Origin of the sequence: Pseudomonas sp. Marseille-Q5117, from assembly GCF_946901175.1 — a bacterium.
In the GTDB taxonomy this organism is placed as follows: domain Bacteria; phylum Pseudomonadota; class Gammaproteobacteria; order Pseudomonadales; family Pseudomonadaceae; genus Aquipseudomonas; species Aquipseudomonas iranensis.
In genome coordinates this window covers 131,035-151,759 of record NZ_CAMPPP010000015.1, presented here as the reverse complement: position 1 = coordinate 151,759, position 20,725 = coordinate 131,035, and the positions used below count along the sequence as shown (strand labels likewise).

Genomic DNA, 20,725 nt, shown 5'->3' with positions numbered 1-20,725 from the left:
CGTCCTGCCAGCTACCACATCTTGAGCTGACACTCCGCTTTCGCGAGCAGGCTCGCTCCCACAGGGTTAGGCGGGGTGTCAGGCGTTGACGGGTTCGACTGCCAGTTCGACAGCCTCCGGCCGTTTGAGCAGCGCATACACCACCGCCGTGACCAGGCTCCCAGCGACGATCGCGAGCAGGTAAAGCAGCGCATGGTTGATCGCATTGGGGATCGCCAGCACAAACAAGCCACCGTGCGGCGCCATCAGTTTGCAGCCGAAGTACATCGACAGTGCGCCGGTCAACGCACCGCCAGCGATGCTCGCCGGGATCACCCGCAGCGGGTCTTTCGCGGCAAACGGAATCGCCCCCTCGGAGATAAAGCACAGGCCGAGCACGAACGCCGCTTTACCGGCCTCGCGCTCGCTCTGCGCGAACTTGCGCCGGGCAATGAAGGTGGCGATGCCCAGACCAATCGGCGGCACCATGCCGGCGGCCATGGTCGCGGCCATCGGTGCGTAACTCTGCGAGGCCAGCAGCCCCACCGAAAACGCATAGGCAGCCTTGTTGATCGGCCCGCCGAGGTCGACGCACATCATGCCGCCGAGCAACACGCCGAGCAGAATCGCGTTGGTAGTGCCCATGCTGTCGAGGAATTGGGTAAGCGCGGCGAGCATGCCGGCGACCGGTTTGCCGACCACGTAAATCATCACCAGGCCGGTCACCAGACTGGCCAGCAACGGGATGATCAGAATCGGCTTCAGCGCTTCCAGGCTCTGCGGCAATTTCACATAGCGGGCGATGGCTTTGGCGGCGTAACCGGCGATGAAACCGGCAATGATCCCGCCGATGAATCCGGCGCCCAGAGTGCCTGCGAGCAAGCCGCCGATCATCCCCGGCGCAAGGCCCGGGCGATCGGCGATCGAGTAGGCGATGTACCCGGCGAGTAGCGGCACCATCAGCTTGAACGCGGTTTCGCCGCCGATCTGCATCAGCGCCGCCGCCAGCGTGCCTTCTTCCTTGTAAGCGGTGATGCCGAACACGAAGGACAATGCGATCAGCAAACCACCCGCCACCACCATTGGCAGCATGTACGACACACCCGTGAGCAGGTGTTTGTAGACGCCGGTTTTTTCCGACTTGGCCGCAGCCTTGCCGTCGCTTGCCGCGCTTTCGACAGCGCCTTCGGCCAGGGCTTTTTTCAGGGTCGCTTCGGATTGCTTCAGGGCAACGCCAGTGCCGCAGCGATAGATCTTTTTGCCGGCGAAACGCTCGGTGGCGACGTCGATATCTGCCGCCAGCAGCACCACGTCTGCCTCGGCGATGGCCGTTGCGCTGAGCGGGGTTTTCGCGCCCACCGAGCCTTGGGTTTCGACCTGCAATTCATAACCCAGCCGCTTGGCAGTCTGCTGCAACGCTTCGGCGGCCATGAAGGTGTGGGCGACGCCGGTCGGGCAGGCCGTGATGGCGACGATGCGTGGCGCACGTGGCGCATCAATAGCCGGTTCGACTTCGCTCGCCACATAGACTTCGGCTTCTTCAGCACCGCGACGCAGCACCGCTTCGACATCCTGCAAGGCCTGCGCCGGAGCGATCTGGAACACGCGCTTGCCGACGAAGCGACTCGTGTCCACCGCGCCAGTGGTGACCAGCAACACCCACTCGGCGGCTTCGATGGTCGCCGCCGACAATTCGCGTTCCGGGTGCGCCGGATCGACCACTTCAACGCTGGTGCTCCAGCCCTGACGCTGCGCCGCTGCATCGAGCAGACGCGCGCACAGCACACTGGTGACCATGCCGTTCGGGCAAGCCGTAACAATGGCTAACTTCATCACAAACCCTCTTATTGTTCTGTCAGGGGGCGCACGCGCACACCCTGTTCGAGCTGCGCCAGTCGCGCTGCGTCGTTGATGCCAAAACCGATCTGGGTCACCGCCATCGCCGCGATCGCGGTAGCGGTGCGCAGGGTTTGCTCCGGCGTATCAGCACTGAGCAGACCGTGGAGCATGCCAGCCAGCAATGAATCGCCGGCACCGACCGTGCTGGCCACGCTGACCTTCGGCGGCGTAGCGTGCAGGGCCGAGCCGACACTGAACCAGTTGACCCCGTCGGCGCCGTGGGAGATCACCACGTGCTCGATGCCTTGCGCATGCAAACGTGCGGCGGCTTGTGCTTCGGCGATCGGCGAGACCACTTCGCAGCCGAGGGCGTGGGCCAGTTCTTCGGTGTTCGGCTTGATCAGCCAGGGGCTGGCCTGCAACGCGACGCGCAAGGCTTCGCCGCTGGAGTCGAGGGCGACTTTCAAGCCGAGCGCGTTCAACCGTTCAATCAGCTCGCGCAACCATTGCGCGGTGACGCCACGCGGCAGACTGCCGGCGACCACCACCGCATCGTGCCCCGGTGCGATCTGCTGCAAGCGATCAAGCAAGGCTTGCTGCGCCGTTGCATCAACCACCGGGCCAGGCCCGTTGATGTCGGTGATGCGCCCGTCCTGTTCGGCGACTTTGATGTTGCTGCGCGTCTCGCCCGGCACGCGGATGAACGCATCGACGAAACCGCGCTTGGCGAACAGGGTCTGGAACGCTTGCTGATTGTCTTCGCCGAGAAAACCGCTGACGGTGACCTGATGGCCGAGATCCGCCAGCACCTGGGCGACATTGACGCCTTTGCCCGCAGCGTGGGTGTGCATCTCCTCGCTGCGATTGACCTGACCGGCATCCAGCCGTGACAGCTCGACGGTGAGGTCGAGTGCCGGGTTGAGGGTCAGGGTGAGAATCTTGGCCATTACAGGGCCTCCACTAATGCGCGCACTTCATTCGCGCTGCCCACGGCCAGGGCCTGTTGAGCGAGGGTTTGCGCCTGGGTCAGGCTGAGTTCACGGATGCGCGCCTTGACTTCGGCAATGCTGCGACCGGACACGCTGAGCTCGTCGACACCGAGGCCAACCAGCACCGGCACCGCCAGCGGGTCCGCCGCCAGTTCGCCGCAGACGCCCACCCATTTGCCATGGGCATGGGCGGCGCGCACGGTGATGTCGATCAGTTGCAGCACCGCCGGGTGCAAGCCATCCGCTTGAGCAGACAGCGTCGGATGACCACGGTCAATGGCCAAGGTGTATTGCGTGAGGTCGTTGGTGCCAACGCTGAAGAAGTCGACTTCCTTGGCCAGTACCGGCGCAAGCAACGCGGCCGACGGCACCTCGATCATGATCCCCAGCTGAAGATCGGCGACTGGAATTTCCAAGCGCAGACGCTCGGTCATGTCACGGGCCTGGCGCCACTCTTCGACGCTGCCGACCATCGGGAACATGATCCGCAGCGGACGGTTGTCGGCCGAGCGCAGCAAGGCGCGCAGTTGCGCTTCCATGATCTGCGGCCGCTGCAGGGTCAGGCGAATGCCGCGCACGCCGAGGAACGGGTTTTCTTCCTTGGCAATCGGCCAATACGGCAACGGTTTGTCGCCGCCGACGTCGAGCGTACGCACCACCAGCGGCCGCCCGGCCAGACCATCGAGGACGCGACGGTATTCAGCTTCCTGGGTCGCCTCATCCGGCGCCTGTGGGTGGGCCATGAAAATCAGTTCGGTGCGCAGCAGACCAATGCCTTCGGCGCCCTGCTCCACCGCGCTGGTCACGCCTGCGCTTTCGCCGATGTTGGCGAACACTTCGACGGCGTGGCCGTCGGTGGTGTGTGCCGGTTGATGGCGTTGTTCGGCGGCGATCTTCAGGCGTTGCTCGCGGGTGTCGCGCTCTTCGGCGGCACGCTTGAGGGTCGCGGCATCGGCGTCGACATGCAGACGGCCACGCTGACCGTCGAGCAACAGCGGCGTGCCCGGTTCGAGCAACAGCACCGCTGCACCCGCGCCGACCAGTGCTGGAATACCGAGCGCGCGGGCGACGATGGCGCTGTGCGCAGTAGCGCCGCCGCGCGCGGTGAGAATCCCCGCCACTCGCGCAGGATCCAGGCGCGCGACATCGGACGGGCCGACTTCGTCCATCACCAGAATGTACGGTTGCTCGGGTTCATTCGCGGTCTGCACGCCACACAATTGCGCCAGCACCCGGCGACCGATGTCGCGCAGATCGGCGGCACGCTCGGCGAGCAACGCGTCCTGCAGCGATTCCTGCTGTTTGGCGGCGGCTTCGATCACCGCCATCCACGCCGCTTCGGCGCTTTCGCCTTGCTTGAGGCGGGTGTCGACTTCGTCGGTCAGATCCGGGTCGTCGAGCATTTCCTGGTGGGTGATGAAAATCTCGCGGATCGCCTTGGCCTTGCTGCGTTCGATCAAGCCCTGAATGTCGCGGCGCACGTCGCTGAGCGCTTGCTTGAGGCGCTCGCGCTCGATCGCGGCAGATTCGCCGCGCAACGGGTAATCGATGGCTTGCAGCACCTGAATGTGCGCCGGGCCGATGGCGATGCCCGGTGCGGCGGGAATCGCCTGCAACAGGCTGCCGGAGGCCGGGGCGATCAGCACTTCGGCGATGTCGGCGATCACTTCGCGCTGCTGACTCACGGCCGGCAGCGGCTCGACTTCCTCACCGAGGCCTTCTTCAATCGCCGCGAGCAAGGCCGGCAAGGCATCGCTGGCGATGCTCGGTTCGGCAATCAGCTCCAGCACCTGACCGCGGCGGGCGCCGAGGCTGAGCAGTTTGCTCAGGCTCTTCACCGACACGGCGCTGTCCTGGCTGTCGACGATGCGCACGCGGATTTCGCCATCAAAACTCTTCGCCAGTTGCGCAAGAATCTTCGCTGGTCGTGCGTGCAAACCATGGGCATTGGCCAGGGCAATACGTGCACTCGGCCAGTCGGCCGGCAGTTCACCGCCGAGCACTTCGAGAACTTTGCGGCTGCTGGTGGCGCGGCCCAGTTCGTGGCCGCGACCTTCGATCAGCAACGCGCACAAACGCTCGAGCAACGCCTGATGCGCTTCGCCCAGACTGGCGAGGCAGAACAGTCCGCTGAGCGGCTGGCCGAGGTAGCGCATCGGTTTGTCCGGGGTGACGAACGCCAGTCCCGGACGCTTCACGGTCTGCTCGCTGTGCAGCCACCACAGGCCATCGCCCAGTGGCAGCGCTTCGACTTGCTGCAACACGCCGGCAAAGCCGTTGCTCACACAATCGGCCTGACGCAGCAGACGTGCGCCGCGCCAGACCAGTTCTTCGAAATCGTCGGCCGACACGCCGAGGCCGATCATCTGCGCATCCAGCGCCAGTTCCTGCGGCGCGCCTTGCAACAGTTTCAGCAGCGCTTCGCGGGAGCTGGCGCGACGCAAGGCCTGGCCCAGATCGGTCTCGCCGAGGGCGCGGGTCAGCAGTTGCAGCAGGCGCAGGTGTTCATCGGATTTCGCTGCGATGCCGATGGCCAGATAAACGATCTGGCCATCGCCCCAGTCGACGCCGTCGGGAAACTGCATCAGGCGCACGCCGGTGGCGAATACCTGATCGCGGGTTTCCGGGGTGCCGTGGGGAATGGCGATGCCTTGACCGAGAAAGGTCGAGCCCTGGGCTTCCCGGGCCTGCAGGCCGGCGAGGTAGCCGTCGGCAACCAGACCGTCGGCGACCAGATGACTGGCCAGCAATTGCAGGGCAGCGGGTTTATCCACGGCCGACTGGCCCATGGATATCTGCTCTATAGTGAGCTCGAGCATGCGATCTCCTTTTTGGCGCAGTTCAACGCCAGGTATTGTTTTGAATGGTTCACAGCTTAGGCGCTCTGCCGCGCTTTTCAGCGGCAGTTTTGGCGGTTTCACGGCAGGACCGGCCAAAGGCGTCTAAAACGTAGAAAATACGCTTGCTGAAACGTTTAATCTAGATTGATCGGCACGTTACTCGATAATGTCTCATCCTTGAAGTCCAACTGGTCGGATCTGCCCAGGCAACAAGTCGACTGCCCTTATCGGGTAGGATTGGCGAAAATGTCGCGGCATGCTCGAAAAAACAAGGAAATACCGGGTTGAAACTCAGTGATATCGCGCGGTTGGCCGGCGTCTCCGTCACCACCGCCAGCTACGTCATCAACGGCAAGGCCGAACAGCAACGCATCAGCAACGCGACCGTCGAGCGCGTGCGCGCGGTGGTCGATCTGCACGGCTTCACGCCCAATCCGCAAGCGGCCGGCCTGCGCAGTCGGCACACGCGCACCCTGGGCTTTATCCTGCCGGATCTGGAAAACCCCAGTTACGCGCGGATCGCCAAGTTGCTCGAACAAGGCGCGCGAGCTCGCGGTTATCAATTGCTGATCGCCAGCTCCGACGACGCGCCGGACAGCGAGCGCCAGTTGCTGCAACTGTTCCGCGCGCGTCGCTGCGATGCGCTGATCGTCGCCAGTTGCCTGCCGGCCGGTGATGACAGCTATCGGCAGTTGCAGGCCAAGGGTCTGCCGATCATCGCCATCGACCGGGTCATGGAGCCGGAGCATTTCTGCTCGGTGATCAGCGACGACCGCGAGGCCAGCCTGCATCTGACCCAGAGCCTGCTCGATCCGCAGCCAAAGCAGATCGTGCTGCTCGGCGCACGCCCGGAGCTGAGCATCAGCCAGGAGCGTGCCGCCGGTTTCCGCGCAGCGCTCAAAGGCTTCAAAGGTGAGGTGCTGATCGAGCACGCCGAGTCGTTCAGCCGCGAGTGCGGCAAGCAATTGATGGAAGAACTCCTGCAGCGTCTGGGGCATTTGCCTGACGCACTGGTGACCACCTCCTACGTGCTGCTGCAAGGCGTGTTCGATGCCCTGCATGATTTCCCGCTGAAATCGCGGCCGCTGCGCCTCGGCACCTTCGGCGACACGCAGTTGCTGGATTTCCTGCCGCTGCCGGTCAACGCCATGTCCCAGCAACACCAGTTGATCGCCGACAAGGCCTTGGAACTGGCCTTGGCCGCGGTCGAGCAGGATGACTACCAACCGGGCGTGCAAGCCATCGCGCGGACCTTCAAGCAGCGTATTCATCGGGACTGAAGCGTGGAGCTGATCGACAGCCACACCCACCTCGACTTCCCCGACTTCGACGCCGATCGCGCCGAGTTGCTGGCCGAAAGCCGCGCTCTCGGCGTGCGGCGCATCGTCGTGCTGGGCGTGCATCAGGGCAACTGGCAACGGGTCTGGGATCTGGTGCAGAGCGATGCCGACCTGTACGCGGCGTTCGGATTGCACCCGGTGTTTCTCGATCAGCATCGCCCCGAAGATTTGCATGCGCTGGGGGACTGGCTGACGCGCTTGCGCGGACATCGTCAGCTGTGTGCGGTGGGCGAGATAGGCCTGGATTACTTCATCGAAAACCTCAATCGCGAGCGACAACAAGGGTTGTTCGAAGCGCAGCTGCAACTGGCCGCAGACTTCGGGTTGCCGGCGCTGATCCACGTACGCCGCAGCCACGCAGCGGTGATCGCCACGCTCAAGCGCTTCAAACTCAAACGCGCCGGCATCATCCACGCCTTCGCCGGCAGCCGCGAAGAAGCGCGGGAATACATCAAGCTTGGTTTCAAACTGGGCCTCGGCGGCGCACCGACCTGGCCGCAGGCGCTGCGCATGCATCGGGTCCTGCCGGAACTGCCGCTGCAATCGGTGGTACTGGAAACCGACTCACCAGACATGGCCCCCGCCATGTTCCCCGGCCAGCGCAACAGCCCGGCGCATCTGCCGGCGATCTGTGCGGCGTTGGCTGAGTTGATGAATGTCACGCCTGAACAACTGGCCAACGCCAGCACCGCCAACTGCTGCGAAGTCTTCGGCTGGTAACTCCGCCATCCCCTGTGGGAGCGAGCCTGCTCGCGAAAGCGATCTGTCAGTGACTTCGTCAATGCCTGACCCACCGACTTCGCGAGCAGGCTCGCTCCCACATTTTTGATCCGGTTCCAGCCTCTCAAACACGAAACGCGCTGATCAGTTGTTTGAGCTCAACCACCTGCGCCGACAGCGCGCGGCTGGCATCTTCGGTCTGGTGTGCACCTTGCGCCGTGCGTTCGCCGGCGCGGTTGATCTCGACGATGTTCTGGTCGATGTCATGGGCCACGGCGGTCTGCTGTTCCACGGCAGCGGCGATCTGCTGGTTCTGGTCGACGATCATGCCCACCGCGCCAAGAATATTTTCCAGCGCCTGCTGGACCTTCTCCGACTGCCCCACCGTGCCATTTGCCATCTGATGGCTGACGCCCATGGCCTTCACCGCCGCGCCGACGCCACCGTGCAGCTTGGCGATCATCTGCTCGATTTCTTCGGTCGATTGTTGGGTGCGCTTGGCCAAGGTGCGTACTTCGTCGGCGACCACGGCAAAACCGCGCCCCTGCTCGCCGGCCCGCGCGGCTTCGATAGCGGCGTTGAGCGCCAGCAGATTGGTCTGTTCGGCGATGCTCTTGATCACCTCAAGCACACGGCTGATCGACTGGCTGTCGCTGGCCAGTTGATTGATCACCAGCACCGACTGGTCGATTTCGCTGGCCAGCGCGGCAATGCTGCCCTGCTGCGATTCCACCAGACCGCGACCGCTGAGGGTTTCGTCGTTGACGCTGTGGGCGCTGCTCACCGCCGCAGCAGCACTGCGCGCGACTTCCATTGAAGTCGCCGACATCTGGTTCATCGCCGTCGCCACTTGTTCGATTTGCGAGCGCTGCCCAGCGACAGCCTGATTGCTCTGCGCCGACACGCTTTCGACCTGTCCGGCCTGACGCTCGACTTCGCCAACGGTGTGGCTGACGCGCTCGATCAGGTCGTGAATCTTCTTCACCGTACCGTTGAACACCTCGCCCAACTCGCCCAGTTCATCGCGGCTGCTGGCCTTGAAGTTGACCGTCATGTCGCCGGCCGCGACCTTGTCCATCATCGCGCCCAGGCTTTTCAGGGTGGTGCGGGTCGAGGCGTAGAAACCGCCATAAAGATAGAAAATCAGCACAAAGACCACCGACAGCGCCGAGGCTTGCAGAATCATGTGCGTGCGGTTCTGCGCCAGACGCTGCTGCCACTGGTTGTCGAGAAATTTCAGCGTGGCCTGATTGAGCTGGTAGGTGTGCTCCATCAGCCCGGTGACCTGATCGTAGAACGCCTGCCACGGCGCATCGAGGGTGTCGGCCATCACCACTTGTTCTTCGAACAGCTCGCTCGCCTGTTTGAGCGAAGCCTTGCTGCTGGCAGCCTGAGCAGTGAGGGATTCGCGTGCGGGGTTGCTGGAGCCGAGCGCGTCTTGCAGTTTCAGGGCGTACTCGGCCTGGAGTTTTTCGATCTGCACCAGCAATTCGTCAAAACGTGTGCTGGAAGAACTGTTGAGAAAGCCCTGGCCCAACGAATACGAACCCATCGCCCGGCCCTCACCGAGGGTCTGCGTCACGCTAGGGGTAATCAGCGTCACCAGTTCGCTGAGCTGACGAATGTCGCTCTGGTTGTCGCGGCTCAACCCGGCCTGACTGGTGATGATCTGGCTGAAAATCTGCGCACTGGCCAGCAACTTGCCGATCAACGCGCTTTTGCTTTGCAGCGAGCTCTCCGCTTGCTGGGCCTTGAACGCGGCGATCATTTCATCGCGCTTGGCCTCGAACTGCTTGATCTGTTCGGGATCTTCGGTCATCGCCGTCAGCCCTTCGAGGCGCGCGAGCACAGCCTGCTCCAGCGTCTGGATCTGCGCTTCGACATTGCCGGCCTTGCCGGACTGGCCGAGGGTAACGTCGATCTGCACCAGATTGTTCAGGGTTTCCAGATCCCGGCGCAGGCTCAGGCTGCTGCCCAACAGGTCGAGGCTTTGCAGTTCGACGCGGGTGCCCTGAAATTCGCGATAGGAATCGCGCACCAGATAGAAATTGGTCACCAGCATCGGCACCAGGAACAGCACGCTGATCAGGCTGAACTTCATGCCGAAGCTCAGACGGTTCATCAGCGAGACGGCGGGATAGAGCAAGCTCTTCACTGGAAGTCTCCCTTGGTTTTTCTTGTTTTTATTGGCAGGCGCGGGACGACAGCAGATAGCCACTATCGGGCGCTATCTCTGTATAGCGTAAATTGGCGGGAGGTTTTGTAACTTAAGGTTACTGATGAATGATGGAACAGGGTTTTCAGGGCTGCGACGCAGCCCATCGGGGATAAATCCCCTCGCCACAATGAAGTTTCACGCTGGCTTATCAGTGAACCAGAACCGTCCACAAGGCAAACCCGGCATACCACAGCACCGCCGCGCGCAGCAGCAGTTCCCACAGGCAATCGAGGGTGTTGATGCCGTCCGGGCCGACCACTGGCGGTGGAACTTCCCCGGCTGCCAGGCCGACCTTGTTGATCAACTGTGCAGCGCTGATGTTCCAGTTCAGCAGCTCATGCAGCATCACCCGGCTGACCGCGACGAAGTTGCCAACCAATGCCAGACTCGCCGCCAGCAAACGCACCGGCACCCAATCGAAGGCATGGCGCAACTGCGCAGCACGCTCCACCAGCGCCGGATTGCTGCCGTGCTCTTCGGCCAGCGCCAACAGGCGATAAGCCAATGCCGCCACCGGACCGAGGAGGAAGTACCAGAAGATCACCGCAAAGAAACTCTGGTAGGCCTGCCACAGCAGATGCCCCTGCACTTGTTCAAGCAATTGCTCGCCGCTGTCGGCGCAGATGTCCAGGTCGCGCTTGGCCACGTGGGCCGCCGCTTGCAGATCCTCACGGCGCCAGGCGTCGCGGAACGGCCCGAGGCCGCCGAGCAGGTCGCCACGCCCGAGGCTGTAAATCACCACCAGCAAATGCACCGGCAGCGCCAGCAAACCGTACGCCACCGGTTCCAGCACCAGCAGCAACAGCGCCAGCAACGCCACCGGGCACAGCACCAGAATCGTCAGCACCAGCCACGGTTGCCTGGCCAGCCGTTTGCTGTTTTCGAGTTTGTGCAGTTCGCGGATCCATCCGCCGTCGCGTTGAAGCCGATGGCGCAGGGCCGAAAACTTCTCGATCCACACCGCCAGCAGTAACACCAGAAAACTCATTGTCCTTCCTCTTTTGCCAGGGCGGCGCGGTAGCGTGCCCAGTCGAATGCCGGTCCCGGATCGGTCTTGCGCCCCGGAGCGATATCGCTGTGGCCGCAGATACGCTGAGCGGTGATCGCCGGAAAGCGTTTCTGCAACTGCCGGGTCAGCGCCGTCAGCGCTCGATACTGTTCGTCGGTGAACGGCAGATCATCGGTGCCTTCCAGCTCGATGCCGACGGAAAAATCGTTACAGGTTTCACGACCCTCGAACACTGAAACGCCTGCGTGCCACGCCCGCGCAAGACAAGAGACAAACTGGGTGACCTTGCCGTCACGTTCGATCAGAAAATGCGCCGAGACGCGCAGGTCAGCGATGCCTGCAAAGTAGGGATGTTCGGTGACATCCAGACGATTCTGGAAAAATTCCTGCACCTTGCCCGTGGCAAATTGCGCCGGCGGCAAGCTGATGTTGTGGATGACCAACAGGGACACTTCGCCCGCCGGGCGCTCATTGAAGTTGGGCGACGGGCAGATCTGCACGCCATGACACCACCCGCTCGCGGGATCCAACTGCATACCGATTCCTTCAACGCCGACCATGTGGGCGCCCAGTATGCCGCGATCCGCACCCGGCGCGCGATCACTTGCCGCGATTGAGTCGCCGCAGGTCGCCCAGCACCGACTCCAGTGCGCGGTCGAACAGCAAGGTGTCATCCAGCGCACGCGCGGCGCCACGGCTGAAAGCCAAGGCGAGGTCGGTGCGGCTGTGCTCCAGCACTTTCGTCCCGGTGCGGTCGACGAAGACATATTTGCCGGTCTCTTCGATGATCGCGGCGAGTTTGCAACGCAAGGTCTGTTCGTCGTCTGCGTCGAACACCACCCAGTGGCCCACACGCAACTGCTCAACCTGAGACAGGCCGGCATCGCCTTGCGCCAGGCGCGGCGCCGGGGTAGCTGCTGCCTGGCCGGCGCTGTGCTGCAAGACCTCGGGCGTGACTTCGATCAGCGGCGTAACGCTGTGCTCGGCATCGTCGGAACGCTCCAGCACGCGTACGTGCAGAGCCTCCAGCTCACTGAAAAATTCGCTGGTGGCAAACGGGTCGAACGCGGTGCTGCTCAGGCCATCGCGCAGTGACTTGAGCAAACCCGGGACCAGTGCCAGCAGGCGCAGGCTGGATTCGCCGTCGTCATGGCGCTGCACGCTCCAGACCAACTGTTCCATGGTCTGCACGTCGGCGTGCCATTCGGCGGACTGATCACCGTGCTTGAGGCAGGTCAGCAACAGCACTTTGCTCCAGGCCTGCTGGACGAAGCTCACCACCGTCGCCGGCAGCACTTTGCCCAGTAGCGCCTGTTGCAACGCCTGCGCGACACGCCGCTGAGCCAGCTCGGCCCTCGCCCGGCCTTCCTCGGCGTCCCGCAAGCGTTGTTCCAGCAGTTCAGTGCGACGGCGTTCTTCCTGAGTGAAGGCGAGGAAGTCGGCGAGCAGTTCGGAGAAGATCGCCGGGTCGTCGACAAACTCGCTCAGCAAGCGTTGCACCACTTGCTCGATGCGCACGTAGAGGCTGTCGCGCTCAGCGCCGTCGCAATCGCTCCAGCCCATTGCGGCCTCGGCGATTTCGTTGAGCAGGCGTCGCGCCGGGTGCGTGCTGCGGCTGAAGAAACTCTTGTCGAGCACGGCAACCTTGAGCATCGGAATCTGCAATCGGCCGATCAGCGCCTTGAGCGCGTCAGGCACGTTGCGATCGTCGAGGATGCAGTCGAAGACCATGGCGATCAGGTTGATCACATCTTCGTCGGCAGTCGCGACGACGCGGGAGCGGCCACTTCTGACGCTGACCCGGGTCAGCAGTTGCTCGAGCTGATGGCGCAGATCGAAATCTTCCTGGGCCTCAAGCGCCGGTACGTATTGCTGCAAGTGCGACAACAACCGCAGCAGGTCGCGGGTGTTGATCGGATGCGCCGGGGCGCCGGGCTCCAGGGTCGGTGTGACGCGGCCGCGCACCTGGGCGAGCAATTGCTGCATCGCGGCGAACACTTCCTCGATGCCTTCGTCCGCTGGCGGCTCGTCGAGATCTTCAATCAATGTGTCGCTGTCCGCAGGCTCGACCATGCGACGAGCCACGGCGGGCTTCAGATGTGGCAACACGCCGGTCGCGAGCAACAGCTGATTGGCCTCGCCATACAGCTGCTCGGTGTCAGCCAGCACATAGCGTTCGAACAGTTTGAGCAGGATCAACTTGACCTTGATCTCGACGCCGAGGTTACGCCCGGCCTGCAGGAAATATTCGCAGAGCATCGCCGGACTCAGCGGGTTGTGCTGATCGTCCAGACGCTTGCCGAGCATCGAGCTGAAGCGTGCGGTCAGTTGATCGAGAGCGAAGCCGTCGCGCTTGAGCACGCGACTGACCATGGTCTGCACGGCCACGGTACGCTCCATGGCATCGGTGCGCGGCGCCGACTCTTCGACCACCGGCGTGCGTGGCAGAGTGTTGGCGGCGGGGTCGTATTGGGTAAGGCCGGCGAAGGCTTCAAAGAACAGTTCAAGAAAGCCGCGCTCGATATTCTTGCGCTTGAGGCGCAGGTCGCGCATGGCTTCGAAAAAGATGTTCTGATCGACGTCGTTGCGCGCCCGGTCGGCCATTTCGAACAGCGTGTCGTCGGCGTTATCGAACAGCTCCTGCAAATCGTGGCGCAGCTGCTGCGCAGCCTTGTCGCGAACCTGCAGCAGAATCACCGGCAAGCGGGCAAGCGGCGAGTGGTCCGCCAGATCGGCAGTCGCCCGGTGCAAAGGCACCACTTTCCCGTCGTTGCGCATCCAAGCCTCCTGGAACGGTGATTCGGTTCGTCACTTTGACACTGCCCAACTGGACTCGTTCGTCAAAGCCATGACGTCAAATACAAGGCGGATTATCTGGCAAAAGAGGCCGGCGATGCTATAGGCCTCAGGGTTTCCCCTATACGCCATACACCTCGCACTCAGCACAGGAAAATCGACCAGATGCGCCAGGCACGCACGTTCTCGCCTTGGGTTGGCTCGCGCCCTGCCCCTATAATCGAACCACTTTGTTTGTGGAGTCCGTTATGCCGAATCTACGTCTCGCCGATCTGACCGCCGAAATCGAAAACAACGTGCGCCGTGCGTTGCTCGAAGACGTCGGCAGCGGCGACATCACCGCGCAACTGATCCCGGCCGAACGCCTGGCCAAAGCCACCATCATCACCCGTGACGACGCCGTCATCTGCGGCACCGCGTGGGTCGATGCGGTGTTTCGCCAGCTCGATCCGCGTGTGGCGGTGCATTGGCAAGTGGTCGACGGCCAGCGGGTCAAAGCCAATCAGCCGCTGTTTCATCTGGAAGGCCCGGCGCGCTCACTGCTGACCGGTGAACGCAGCGCGCTGAACTTCCTGCAGTTGCTGTCCGGCGTGGCGACGCGCGCGCAGTACCTGGCAGACTTCGTCGGCGAGACGCAGGTCAAGTTGCTCGACACCCGCAAAACCCTGCCCGGCCTGCGTCTGGCACAGAAATACGCCGTAACCTGCGGCGGCTGCCACAACCATCGCATCGGTCTCTACGACGCCTTCCTGATCAAGGAAAACCACATCGCCGCCAGTGGTGGCATCGCCGAAGCCGTGGCCGCCGCACACAAGATCGCCCCGGGCAAACCGGTTGAGATCGAGGTGGAAAGTCTTGAAGAGCTGAAGCAGGCGCTGGAAGCCGGCGCCGACATCATCATGCTCGACGAACTGAGCCTGGACGACATGCGCGAAGCGGTACGCCTGACCGCCGGCAAAGCGAAACTGGAAGCCAGCGGCGGCATCAACGAAAGCACGCTGCTGCCGATCGCCGAAACGGGCGTGGATTACATTTCGATCGGTGCGATGACCAAGGATGTCAAAGCGGTGGATCTGTCGATGCGACTAAGCCTCTAAACGCAGCGGCAAGCTACAAGCTACAAGCCAAGCGACTCTGCTTTGACTTGCAGCTTGTAGCTAGAAGCTCGCAGCTGCTCTTATACGACGAGATTGTTCATCTCGCAGTATTCGTCCCACTCGACACCCAAGACTTCCGCCGCTTCCTTGTGCAGCACGAGGCGCTGCGCCTCGAATTCCTCCGGCGTGCTCGTGTACTTGAGGGTCAGCTCCCACGGCTGCAAGCCCTGCGCTTCGGCTTCGTCTTCGAAGGCCCACTGGATCTGGTCTTTCTGATCATCGGCACTCAGGTCCTTGATCTCATCCTTCAGGTCCGGCACATCCAGAAGGTATTTTTCCAGCGCTTGTTCGTGGCGTTGCTCTTGGGTCAATTCAGTCATGGGGTTCTCGCTGATCTTAGGAATGGAGGATGGATCTGGATCATCAAGGATCTCTCTGACGCAGGAAGCCATTGGAAGCTCGGTTTTTCCTGGCCTTCAGGACCATTCGTGGATCATCTGAAAACAACGGTGCTTGCTTGTCTGGTACGAAGGAATCCTAACAGAGACGCAAGCCAGTGCAACCGGGGGAATGAAATGAAGGGTGGTATGCGCTTGGTTACAGTTTCCTGTTTCCATGCGCGAAATTCACTGCGTATAAATCCTCGCCGTCGCCTTTGATGGTCAAGGCGAACGAAACCTTCACATTGACCGCCCAAAAACAGGCAACTATATTCAGTTGCAATCCTAGGCCAGCATGTCAAAGACTGAAAAACTTCTCGCCAAACTAGTCAACGGCCGAAGCGCATTCACATGGTCCGAGCTTGTCACTCTGTTGGCGCGTCTTGGTTACTCTCAGCTGGAAGGATCCGGTAGCAGGATCAAATTCGACAACGGGAATCCGAGCGCATTGATCAACCTGCACAAGCCACATCCCGGAAATGAAATCAAAACATACGCAAGACGCCAGATTATCGAGCAACTGAAAACAGGAGGCCTGATTCCATGAGTTCCCAGCTGCACTACAAAGGCTATGTTGGCTCTATCGAGGCGAGCACGGAAGACAAGTGCCTGTTCGGAAAACTCCTTTTCATCAGGGCGCTGGTTAATTATGAAGGACAAACGGTGGCTGAACTGGAAGCAGCCTTTCGCGAGGCGGTAGATGACTATTTACAAACCTGTGAGCAGCTCGAGCAGAAGCCTGAAATCCCATGCAAAGGATCGTTCAATGTTCGCATCGGTCACGATCTGCATTTAGCAGCGGCTCTGGCGGCAACCCGTCAAAATGTGTCGTTGAATGATCTGACACGTCAGGCATTGAACGAATACCTCCAACACCACGCATAAAACCGACGGCGAAAATTTTTTGCCCGAGACAGGAATCGAACCTGCGACCTTCGCGTTACGAGTGCGCTGCTCTACCGGCTGAGCTACACGGGCGGTGGGCTAAACCTAGCACCGGTCTCGAGCTGCGGCAAATTTGTGGGTTGTCTGATGGTTTTCTTTTGAGAACCACATTTGTGGCGAGGCGATTTATCCCCGTTCGGCTGCGAAGCGGCCGTGAATCTGGCACTTCGGTGTTTCAGGCGGTCGGCAGTGTCTGGCTTTACGACTGCTTCGCAGCCGAACGGGGATAAATCCCCTCGCCACAATTTCTTTATTTCAGATAAAAAAATGCCCCCGCCGTTTGCACGGCGGGGGCATCTTCATCGCGCTAAAGCGTTGGGCTGATTAAACGCCCGAAGCCTTGGCAGCTGCCACGTCTTTGATGGACAGCTTGATACGGCCGCGGTTGTCCACGTCCAGCACCAGCACTTCCACTTCCTGACCTTCTTTCAGAATGTCGGTGACTTTCTCTACGCGAGCGTCGCTCAGCATCGAGATGTGCACCAGACCGTCCTTGCCCGGCAGGATGTTTACGAATGCGCCGAAGTCGACGATGCGCTCAACCTTGCCGACGTAGATCTTGCCGATCTCGGCTTCTGCAGTGATGCTCAGAACGCGCTGACGAGCAGCTTCTGCGGCATCCTTGGTTTCGCCGAAGATCTTGATCGAGCCGTCGTCTTCGATGTCGATCGAAGCCTTGGTTTCTTCGCAGATCGCACGGATGGTCGCGCCACCTTTACCGATAACGTCACGGATTTTGTCGGTGTCGATCTTCATCGCGATCATGGTCGGAGCGTTGGCCGACAGCTCGGTACGCGACTGGCCAATGATCTGGTTCATCTGGCCGAGGATGTTCAGGCGCGCTTCAAGGGCCTGGCCCAGAGCGATTTCCATGATCTCTTCGGTGATGCCCTTGATCTTGATGTCCATCTGCAGCGCAGTCACGCCTTTGGCGGTACCGGCTACCTTGAAGTCCATGTCGCCCAGGTGATCTTCGTCGCCGAGGATGTCGGTCAGGACGGCGAACTTCTCGCCTTCTTTAACCAGACCCATGGCGATACCGGCCACCGGTGCTTTCATCGGTACACCAGCGTCCATCAGTGCCAGGGAAGCGCCGCACACGGAAGCCATCGAGCTCGAACCGTTGGATTCGGTGATTTCCGACACCACGCGGATGGTGTACGGGAACACGTCAGCGGCTGGCAGCATGGCCGAAACCGAACGACGGGCCAGACGGCCGTGACCGATTTCGCGACGACCGGCGCCACCCATGCGACCACACTCGCCTACCGAGAACGGCGGGAAGTTGTAGTGCAGCATGAACGGGTCTTTCTTTTCGCCTTCCAGGGTGTCCAGCAGTTGCGCGTCACGGGCGGTGCCCAGTGTTGCCACAACCAGCGCCTGGGTTTCGCCACGGGTGAACAGTGCCGAACCGTGAGTCTTCGGCAGAACGCCGACTTCAATGTTCAGCGGACGTACAGTCTTGGTGTCGCGACCGTCGATACGTGGCTTGCCGTTAACGATGTTTTCGCGAACGGTGCGGTATTCGATTTCACCGAAGGCTGCTTTGACTTCAGCAGCGCTTGGCTGGCCTTCTTCACCGGACAGCTTGGCAACCACCTGGTCCTTCAGCTCACCCAGGCGAGCGTAACGGTCGGCCTTGATGGTGATGGTGTAAGCCTGGGAGATCGCTTCGCCGAACTCGGCACGGATAGCGCCCAGCAGTTCGGTGGCTTCTGGCGCAGGAGCCCAGTTCCAGGTTGGCTTGGCGGCTTCGGCAGCCAGTTCCTTCACAGCGTTGATCACAACCTGGAATTCGTCGTGAGCGAACAGTACCGCGCCCAGCATCTGGTCTTCGGTCAGCTCTTTGGCTTCCGATTCAACCATCAGCACGGCGTCGGAAGTACCGGCAACGACCATGTCCAGGCTCGAAGCGGCCTGCTGCTCGTAAGTCGGGTTCAGCAGGTAGCCGGTGCTTTCGTGGAAAGCCACGCGAGCAGCGCCGATCGGGCCGTCGAACGGAATGCCGGAAATGGCCAGGGCAGCCGAGGTACCGATCATCGCAGCGATGTCCGGATCGGTCTTCTTGCTGGTGGAAACGACGGTGCAGACAACCTGCACTTCGTTCATGAAGCCTTCTGGGAACAGCGGACGGATCGGACGGTCGATCAGTCGGGAAGTCAGGGTTTCTTTCTCGGAAGGACGGCCTTCACGCTTGAAGAAACCGCCAGGGATCTTACCGGCAGCGTAAGTCTTTTCCTGGTAATGAACGGACAGAGGGAAGAAGCCCTTGCCCGGATCGGCTTGCTTTGCACCGACAACAGTCACCAACACGCTGACGTCGTCGTCAACGGTGACCAATACTGCGCCGGAGGCCTGACGGGCGATACGGCCTGTCTCGAGGGTAACGGTCGATTGACCGAACTGGAATTTTTTGATTACCGGGTTCACGGTGTCCTACCTTCTTTGTGGCTCTTGGGGGAAACGGTTTCTTGCGAATTCTTGGGCAATCTCGGGAATCGGCCCGATGGCAATTGTCCGGGTACTACAGGTAAAGCCATGCTGCAGATAAAACTTGAGGCTGGGAGCCTGCAAGGCGCCAGCGGAAAACCGCTGACGCCCGACAGACCACCAACCTCATAGCGCAATCGCTGATTAGCGACGCAGACCCAGGCGAGCGATCAGCGCGGCGTACCGGCTTACGTCCTTGCCTTTCAGGTAGTCCAGCAGCTTGCGACGCTGGTTAACCATGCGGATCAGACCACGACGGGAGTGGTGATCTTTACCGTTGGCCTTGAAGTGACCTTGCAGTTTGTTGATGTTGGCGGTCAGCAGTGCAACCTGCACTTCTGGCGAACCAGTGTCACCAACAGCTTGCTGGTAGTCAGCAACGATTTGAGCTTTTTCTTGAACGTCGAGAGCCATGAGGCAATCCTTCCTTATCAGGAAACTGTTTCAGGGAAACAGCTTCAACAGGCCAGGGACAAATCCCTGTATCTATAAATGAGTAGTGACCATGCCTGTTAACAGCCACACTCGCCGGCCCACTTAACGCAGACCGGTTCCGGTCATTCTGACCGAATCAAGCGACGCGGCGCGATACGCCCGTCTTCGCTCACTTCACCGATACCGATGAAACGACCATTGTGATCCTGTACTCGTACCATGCCGAACTTCGGTGCATCCGGGGCACGTACCGGCTGGCCGTTGAGCCAGTAGAACGCGCTCGCTTCGGAAAAGTGCAGCAATGGCCAATCCTGCAGGCCGCTGTCCGATGGCATCAGGAAGCGATCGACCGCTTCATTGCCGCCTTCGGCATGTACCGCTTCCAGCTCTTCGAGGGTAACAGTCTGCGCCAGGGTGAAAGGCCCGGCCTGGGTCCGACGCAATTCTGCGACGTACGCACCACAACCGAGTTGCTCGCCGATATCCTCCACCAGGGTGCGAATATAGGTGCCCTTGCTGCAGTCCACCGCAAGCCGCGCAGTATCGCCTTCGAAGGCCAGCAATTCCAAGCGCGCAATAGTAACAGAACGCGGTTCGCGCTCCACTACTTCGCCTGCACGTGCCAGTTTGTACAGCGGCTGGCCATCACGCTTGAGTGCCGAGTACATCGGCGGTATCTGACTGATTTGCCCACGAAATTTCGGCAGAACCGCTTCGACATCGGCGCGACCAACGGTCACCGGACGCTCCTGCAAAACCTCACCTTCGGCATCGGCCGTGGTGGTGGTCTTGCCCAGTTGTGCCAGGGTCTCGTAGCCCTTGTCGGAATCGAGCAGGTATTGCGAGAACTTGGTCGCCTCGCCGAAGCACAGCGGCAACACGCCGGTGGCCAACGGGTCGAGGCTGCCGGTGTGCCCGGCCTTCTCGGCATTGAGCAGCCAGCGCACCTTCTGCAAGGCAGCGTTGGAGGTGAACCCCAATGGCTTGTCGAGCAGGATGATGCCGCTGACGTTACGACGGATACGTTTGACCTGAGCCACCGAATTACTCCTTGGTGTCTTCAGGTGCTGGAGCGGCAACGTGCTGATTGTCTTCAGCCACGGCGCGCTCGATCAATGCCGACAGGTGCGCACCACGCACGACGGATTCGTCGTAGTGGAAGTGCAATTGCGGCACGCTGCGCAGCTTCATCTCGCGGGCCAATTGCATGCGCAGGAAGCCTGCGGCGGCATTGAGCACCTTGATGCTTTGCGCGATGTCTTCAGCGTTGTCCTGCCCCATCACGGTGATGAAAATCTTCGCGTGACCGACGTCCCGGGACACTTCCACAGCGGTGATGGTGACCAGGCCGACGCGCGGATCTTTGACTTCGCGACGGATCAGTTGCGCCAGCTCGCGCTGCATCTGATCGCCGATACGTTGGGTACGGCTGTATTCTTTTGCCATGATTTGTTACCTGTTACTGCCCAGCGGTGAAACCCGCAAGGTCTGAAAGCGGCAAACGCCCGGCCTGACAAAAGCCAGACCGGGCGTTGCGTTTAGAGTCCGGACGCTGTGCCGTGCATTTGCATGCTACGGCCCATCGTGG

Annotated in this window: 17 protein-coding genes and 1 tRNA gene; 5 read left to right on the top strand and 13 right to left on the bottom strand. The window is 61.3% G+C overall.

Annotated elements, in window-relative coordinates; translation table 11 throughout:
* Positions 1-78 precede the first annotated feature (78 nt).
* The 3 genes from OC605_RS21725 to ptsP are packed head-to-tail and all read right to left on the bottom strand — an operon-like array spanning position 79 to position 5,626.
* On the bottom strand, positions 79-1,812 hold the full coding sequence (locus OC605_RS21725) for a PTS fructose-like transporter subunit IIB (protein WP_262139400.1): 1,734 nt from the start codon (positions 1,810-1,812) through the stop codon (positions 79-81).
* Between the two features lie 11 nt (positions 1,813-1,823).
* Positions 1,824-2,765 (bottom strand): 1-phosphofructokinase, encoded by a 942-nt coding sequence (gene pfkB, locus OC605_RS21720; protein WP_262139399.1) that lies wholly within the window; start codon positions 2,763-2,765, stop codon positions 1,824-1,826.
* Positions 2,765-5,626: a phosphoenolpyruvate--protein phosphotransferase gene (gene ptsP / locus OC605_RS21715; RefSeq protein WP_262139397.1), complete on the bottom strand. Its 2,862-nt coding sequence runs from the start codon at positions 5,624-5,626 to the stop codon at positions 2,765-2,767. Before ptsP ends, pfkB begins: the two co-directional genes overlap by 1 nt.
* Positions 5,627-5,931: 305 nt before the next feature.
* On the opposite strand from ptsP, the gene cra reads away from it, so the two are divergent.
* Together cra and OC605_RS21705 are read left to right on the top strand one after the other, a co-directional pair.
* Positions 5,932-6,927 carry a catabolite repressor/activator gene (gene cra / locus OC605_RS21710; protein WP_262139396.1) on the top strand — a complete coding sequence of 332 codons (996 nt, stop codon included), beginning with the start codon at positions 5,932-5,934 and terminating at the stop codon, positions 6,925-6,927.
* 3 nt (positions 6,928-6,930) lie between these two features.
* The gene (locus tag OC605_RS21705) at positions 6,931-7,707 is read left to right on the top strand and encodes a TatD family hydrolase (RefSeq protein ID WP_262139395.1); all 777 of its coding nucleotides are present in this window, start codon (positions 6,931-6,933) and stop codon (positions 7,705-7,707) included.
* A 124-nt stretch (positions 7,708-7,831) separates the two neighbouring features.
* On the opposite strand, the gene OC605_RS28225 is transcribed toward OC605_RS21705, so the two are convergent.
* From OC605_RS28225 to OC605_RS21685, 4 genes are all read right to left on the bottom strand, one after another.
* The gene (locus tag OC605_RS28225) at positions 7,832-8,521 is read right to left on the bottom strand and encodes a methyl-accepting chemotaxis protein (protein ID WP_370695133.1); all 690 of its coding nucleotides are present in this window, start codon (positions 8,519-8,521) and stop codon (positions 7,832-7,834) included.
* A gap of 1,552 nt (positions 8,522-10,073) precedes the next feature.
* Positions 10,074-10,913, bottom strand: a complete 840-nt coding sequence (ampE, locus tag OC605_RS21695; RefSeq protein WP_076565795.1) for a regulatory signaling modulator protein AmpE — start codon at positions 10,911-10,913, stop codon at positions 10,074-10,076.
* A complete protein-coding gene (ampD, locus tag OC605_RS21690; protein WP_125927175.1) occupies positions 10,910-11,470 on the bottom strand; it encodes a 1,6-anhydro-N-acetylmuramyl-L-alanine amidase AmpD in 561 nt (186 codons plus the stop codon). Before ampD ends, ampE begins: the two co-directional genes overlap by 4 nt.
* 64 nt (positions 11,471-11,534) lie before the next feature.
* Positions 11,535-13,712 carry a DUF1631 domain-containing protein gene (locus OC605_RS21685; protein WP_262139389.1) on the bottom strand — a complete coding sequence of 726 codons (2,178 nt, stop codon included), beginning with the start codon at positions 13,710-13,712 and terminating at the stop codon, positions 11,535-11,537.
* Positions 13,713-13,978: 266 nt separating this feature from the next.
* Here OC605_RS21685 and nadC point away from each other — a divergent pair, with 266 nt between their 5' ends.
* Entirely contained in the window at positions 13,979-14,827 is an 849-nt protein-coding gene (gene nadC / locus OC605_RS21680) for a carboxylating nicotinate-nucleotide diphosphorylase (protein ID WP_016771747.1), read from the top strand.
* 80 nt (positions 14,828-14,907) lie between these two features.
* On the opposite strand, the gene OC605_RS21675 is transcribed toward nadC, so the two are convergent.
* Entirely contained in the window at positions 14,908-15,207 is a 300-nt protein-coding gene (locus OC605_RS21675; protein ID WP_262139387.1) for a DUF6388 family protein, read from the bottom strand.
* Positions 15,208-15,562: 355 nt separating this feature from the next.
* Between OC605_RS21675 and OC605_RS21670 the strand changes: the two genes are divergently transcribed.
* A complete protein-coding gene (locus OC605_RS21670) occupies positions 15,563-15,814 on the top strand; it encodes a type II toxin-antitoxin system HicA family toxin (protein WP_081489836.1) in 252 nt (83 codons plus the stop codon).
* Positions 15,811-16,152, top strand: a complete 342-nt coding sequence (locus tag OC605_RS21665; RefSeq protein ID WP_262139384.1) for a type II toxin-antitoxin system HicB family antitoxin — start codon at positions 15,811-15,813, stop codon at positions 16,150-16,152. The genes OC605_RS21670 and OC605_RS21665 overlap by 4 nt, the downstream gene beginning before the upstream one ends.
* A 20-nt stretch (positions 16,153-16,172) precedes the next feature.
* Here the strand turns inward: OC605_RS21665 and OC605_RS21660 are convergent.
* From OC605_RS21660 to rbfA, 5 genes are all read right to left on the bottom strand, one after another.
* Positions 16,173-16,245 (bottom strand) — tRNA-Thr (locus OC605_RS21660).
* A 291-nt stretch (positions 16,246-16,536) separates the two neighbouring features.
* A complete protein-coding gene (gene pnp, locus OC605_RS21655) occupies positions 16,537-18,642 on the bottom strand; it encodes a polyribonucleotide nucleotidyltransferase (RefSeq protein WP_024011572.1) in 2,106 nt (701 codons plus the stop codon).
* Between the two features lie 204 nt (positions 18,643-18,846).
* Complete coding sequence (gene rpsO, locus OC605_RS21650) at positions 18,847-19,116, bottom strand: 30S ribosomal protein S15 (RefSeq protein WP_016771751.1); 270 nt, start codon at positions 19,114-19,116, stop codon at positions 18,847-18,849.
* Positions 19,117-19,259: 143 nt separating this feature from the next.
* The gene (gene truB / locus OC605_RS21645; protein WP_024011571.1) at positions 19,260-20,177 is read right to left on the bottom strand and encodes a tRNA pseudouridine(55) synthase TruB; all 918 of its coding nucleotides are present in this window, start codon (positions 20,175-20,177) and stop codon (positions 19,260-19,262) included.
* A 4-nt stretch (positions 20,178-20,181) separates the two neighbouring features.
* Positions 20,182-20,583 carry a 30S ribosome-binding factor RbfA gene (gene rbfA / locus OC605_RS21640; RefSeq protein WP_016771753.1) on the bottom strand — a complete coding sequence of 134 codons (402 nt, stop codon included), beginning with the start codon at positions 20,581-20,583 and terminating at the stop codon, positions 20,182-20,184.
* Positions 20,584-20,725: the final 142 nt, after the last annotated feature.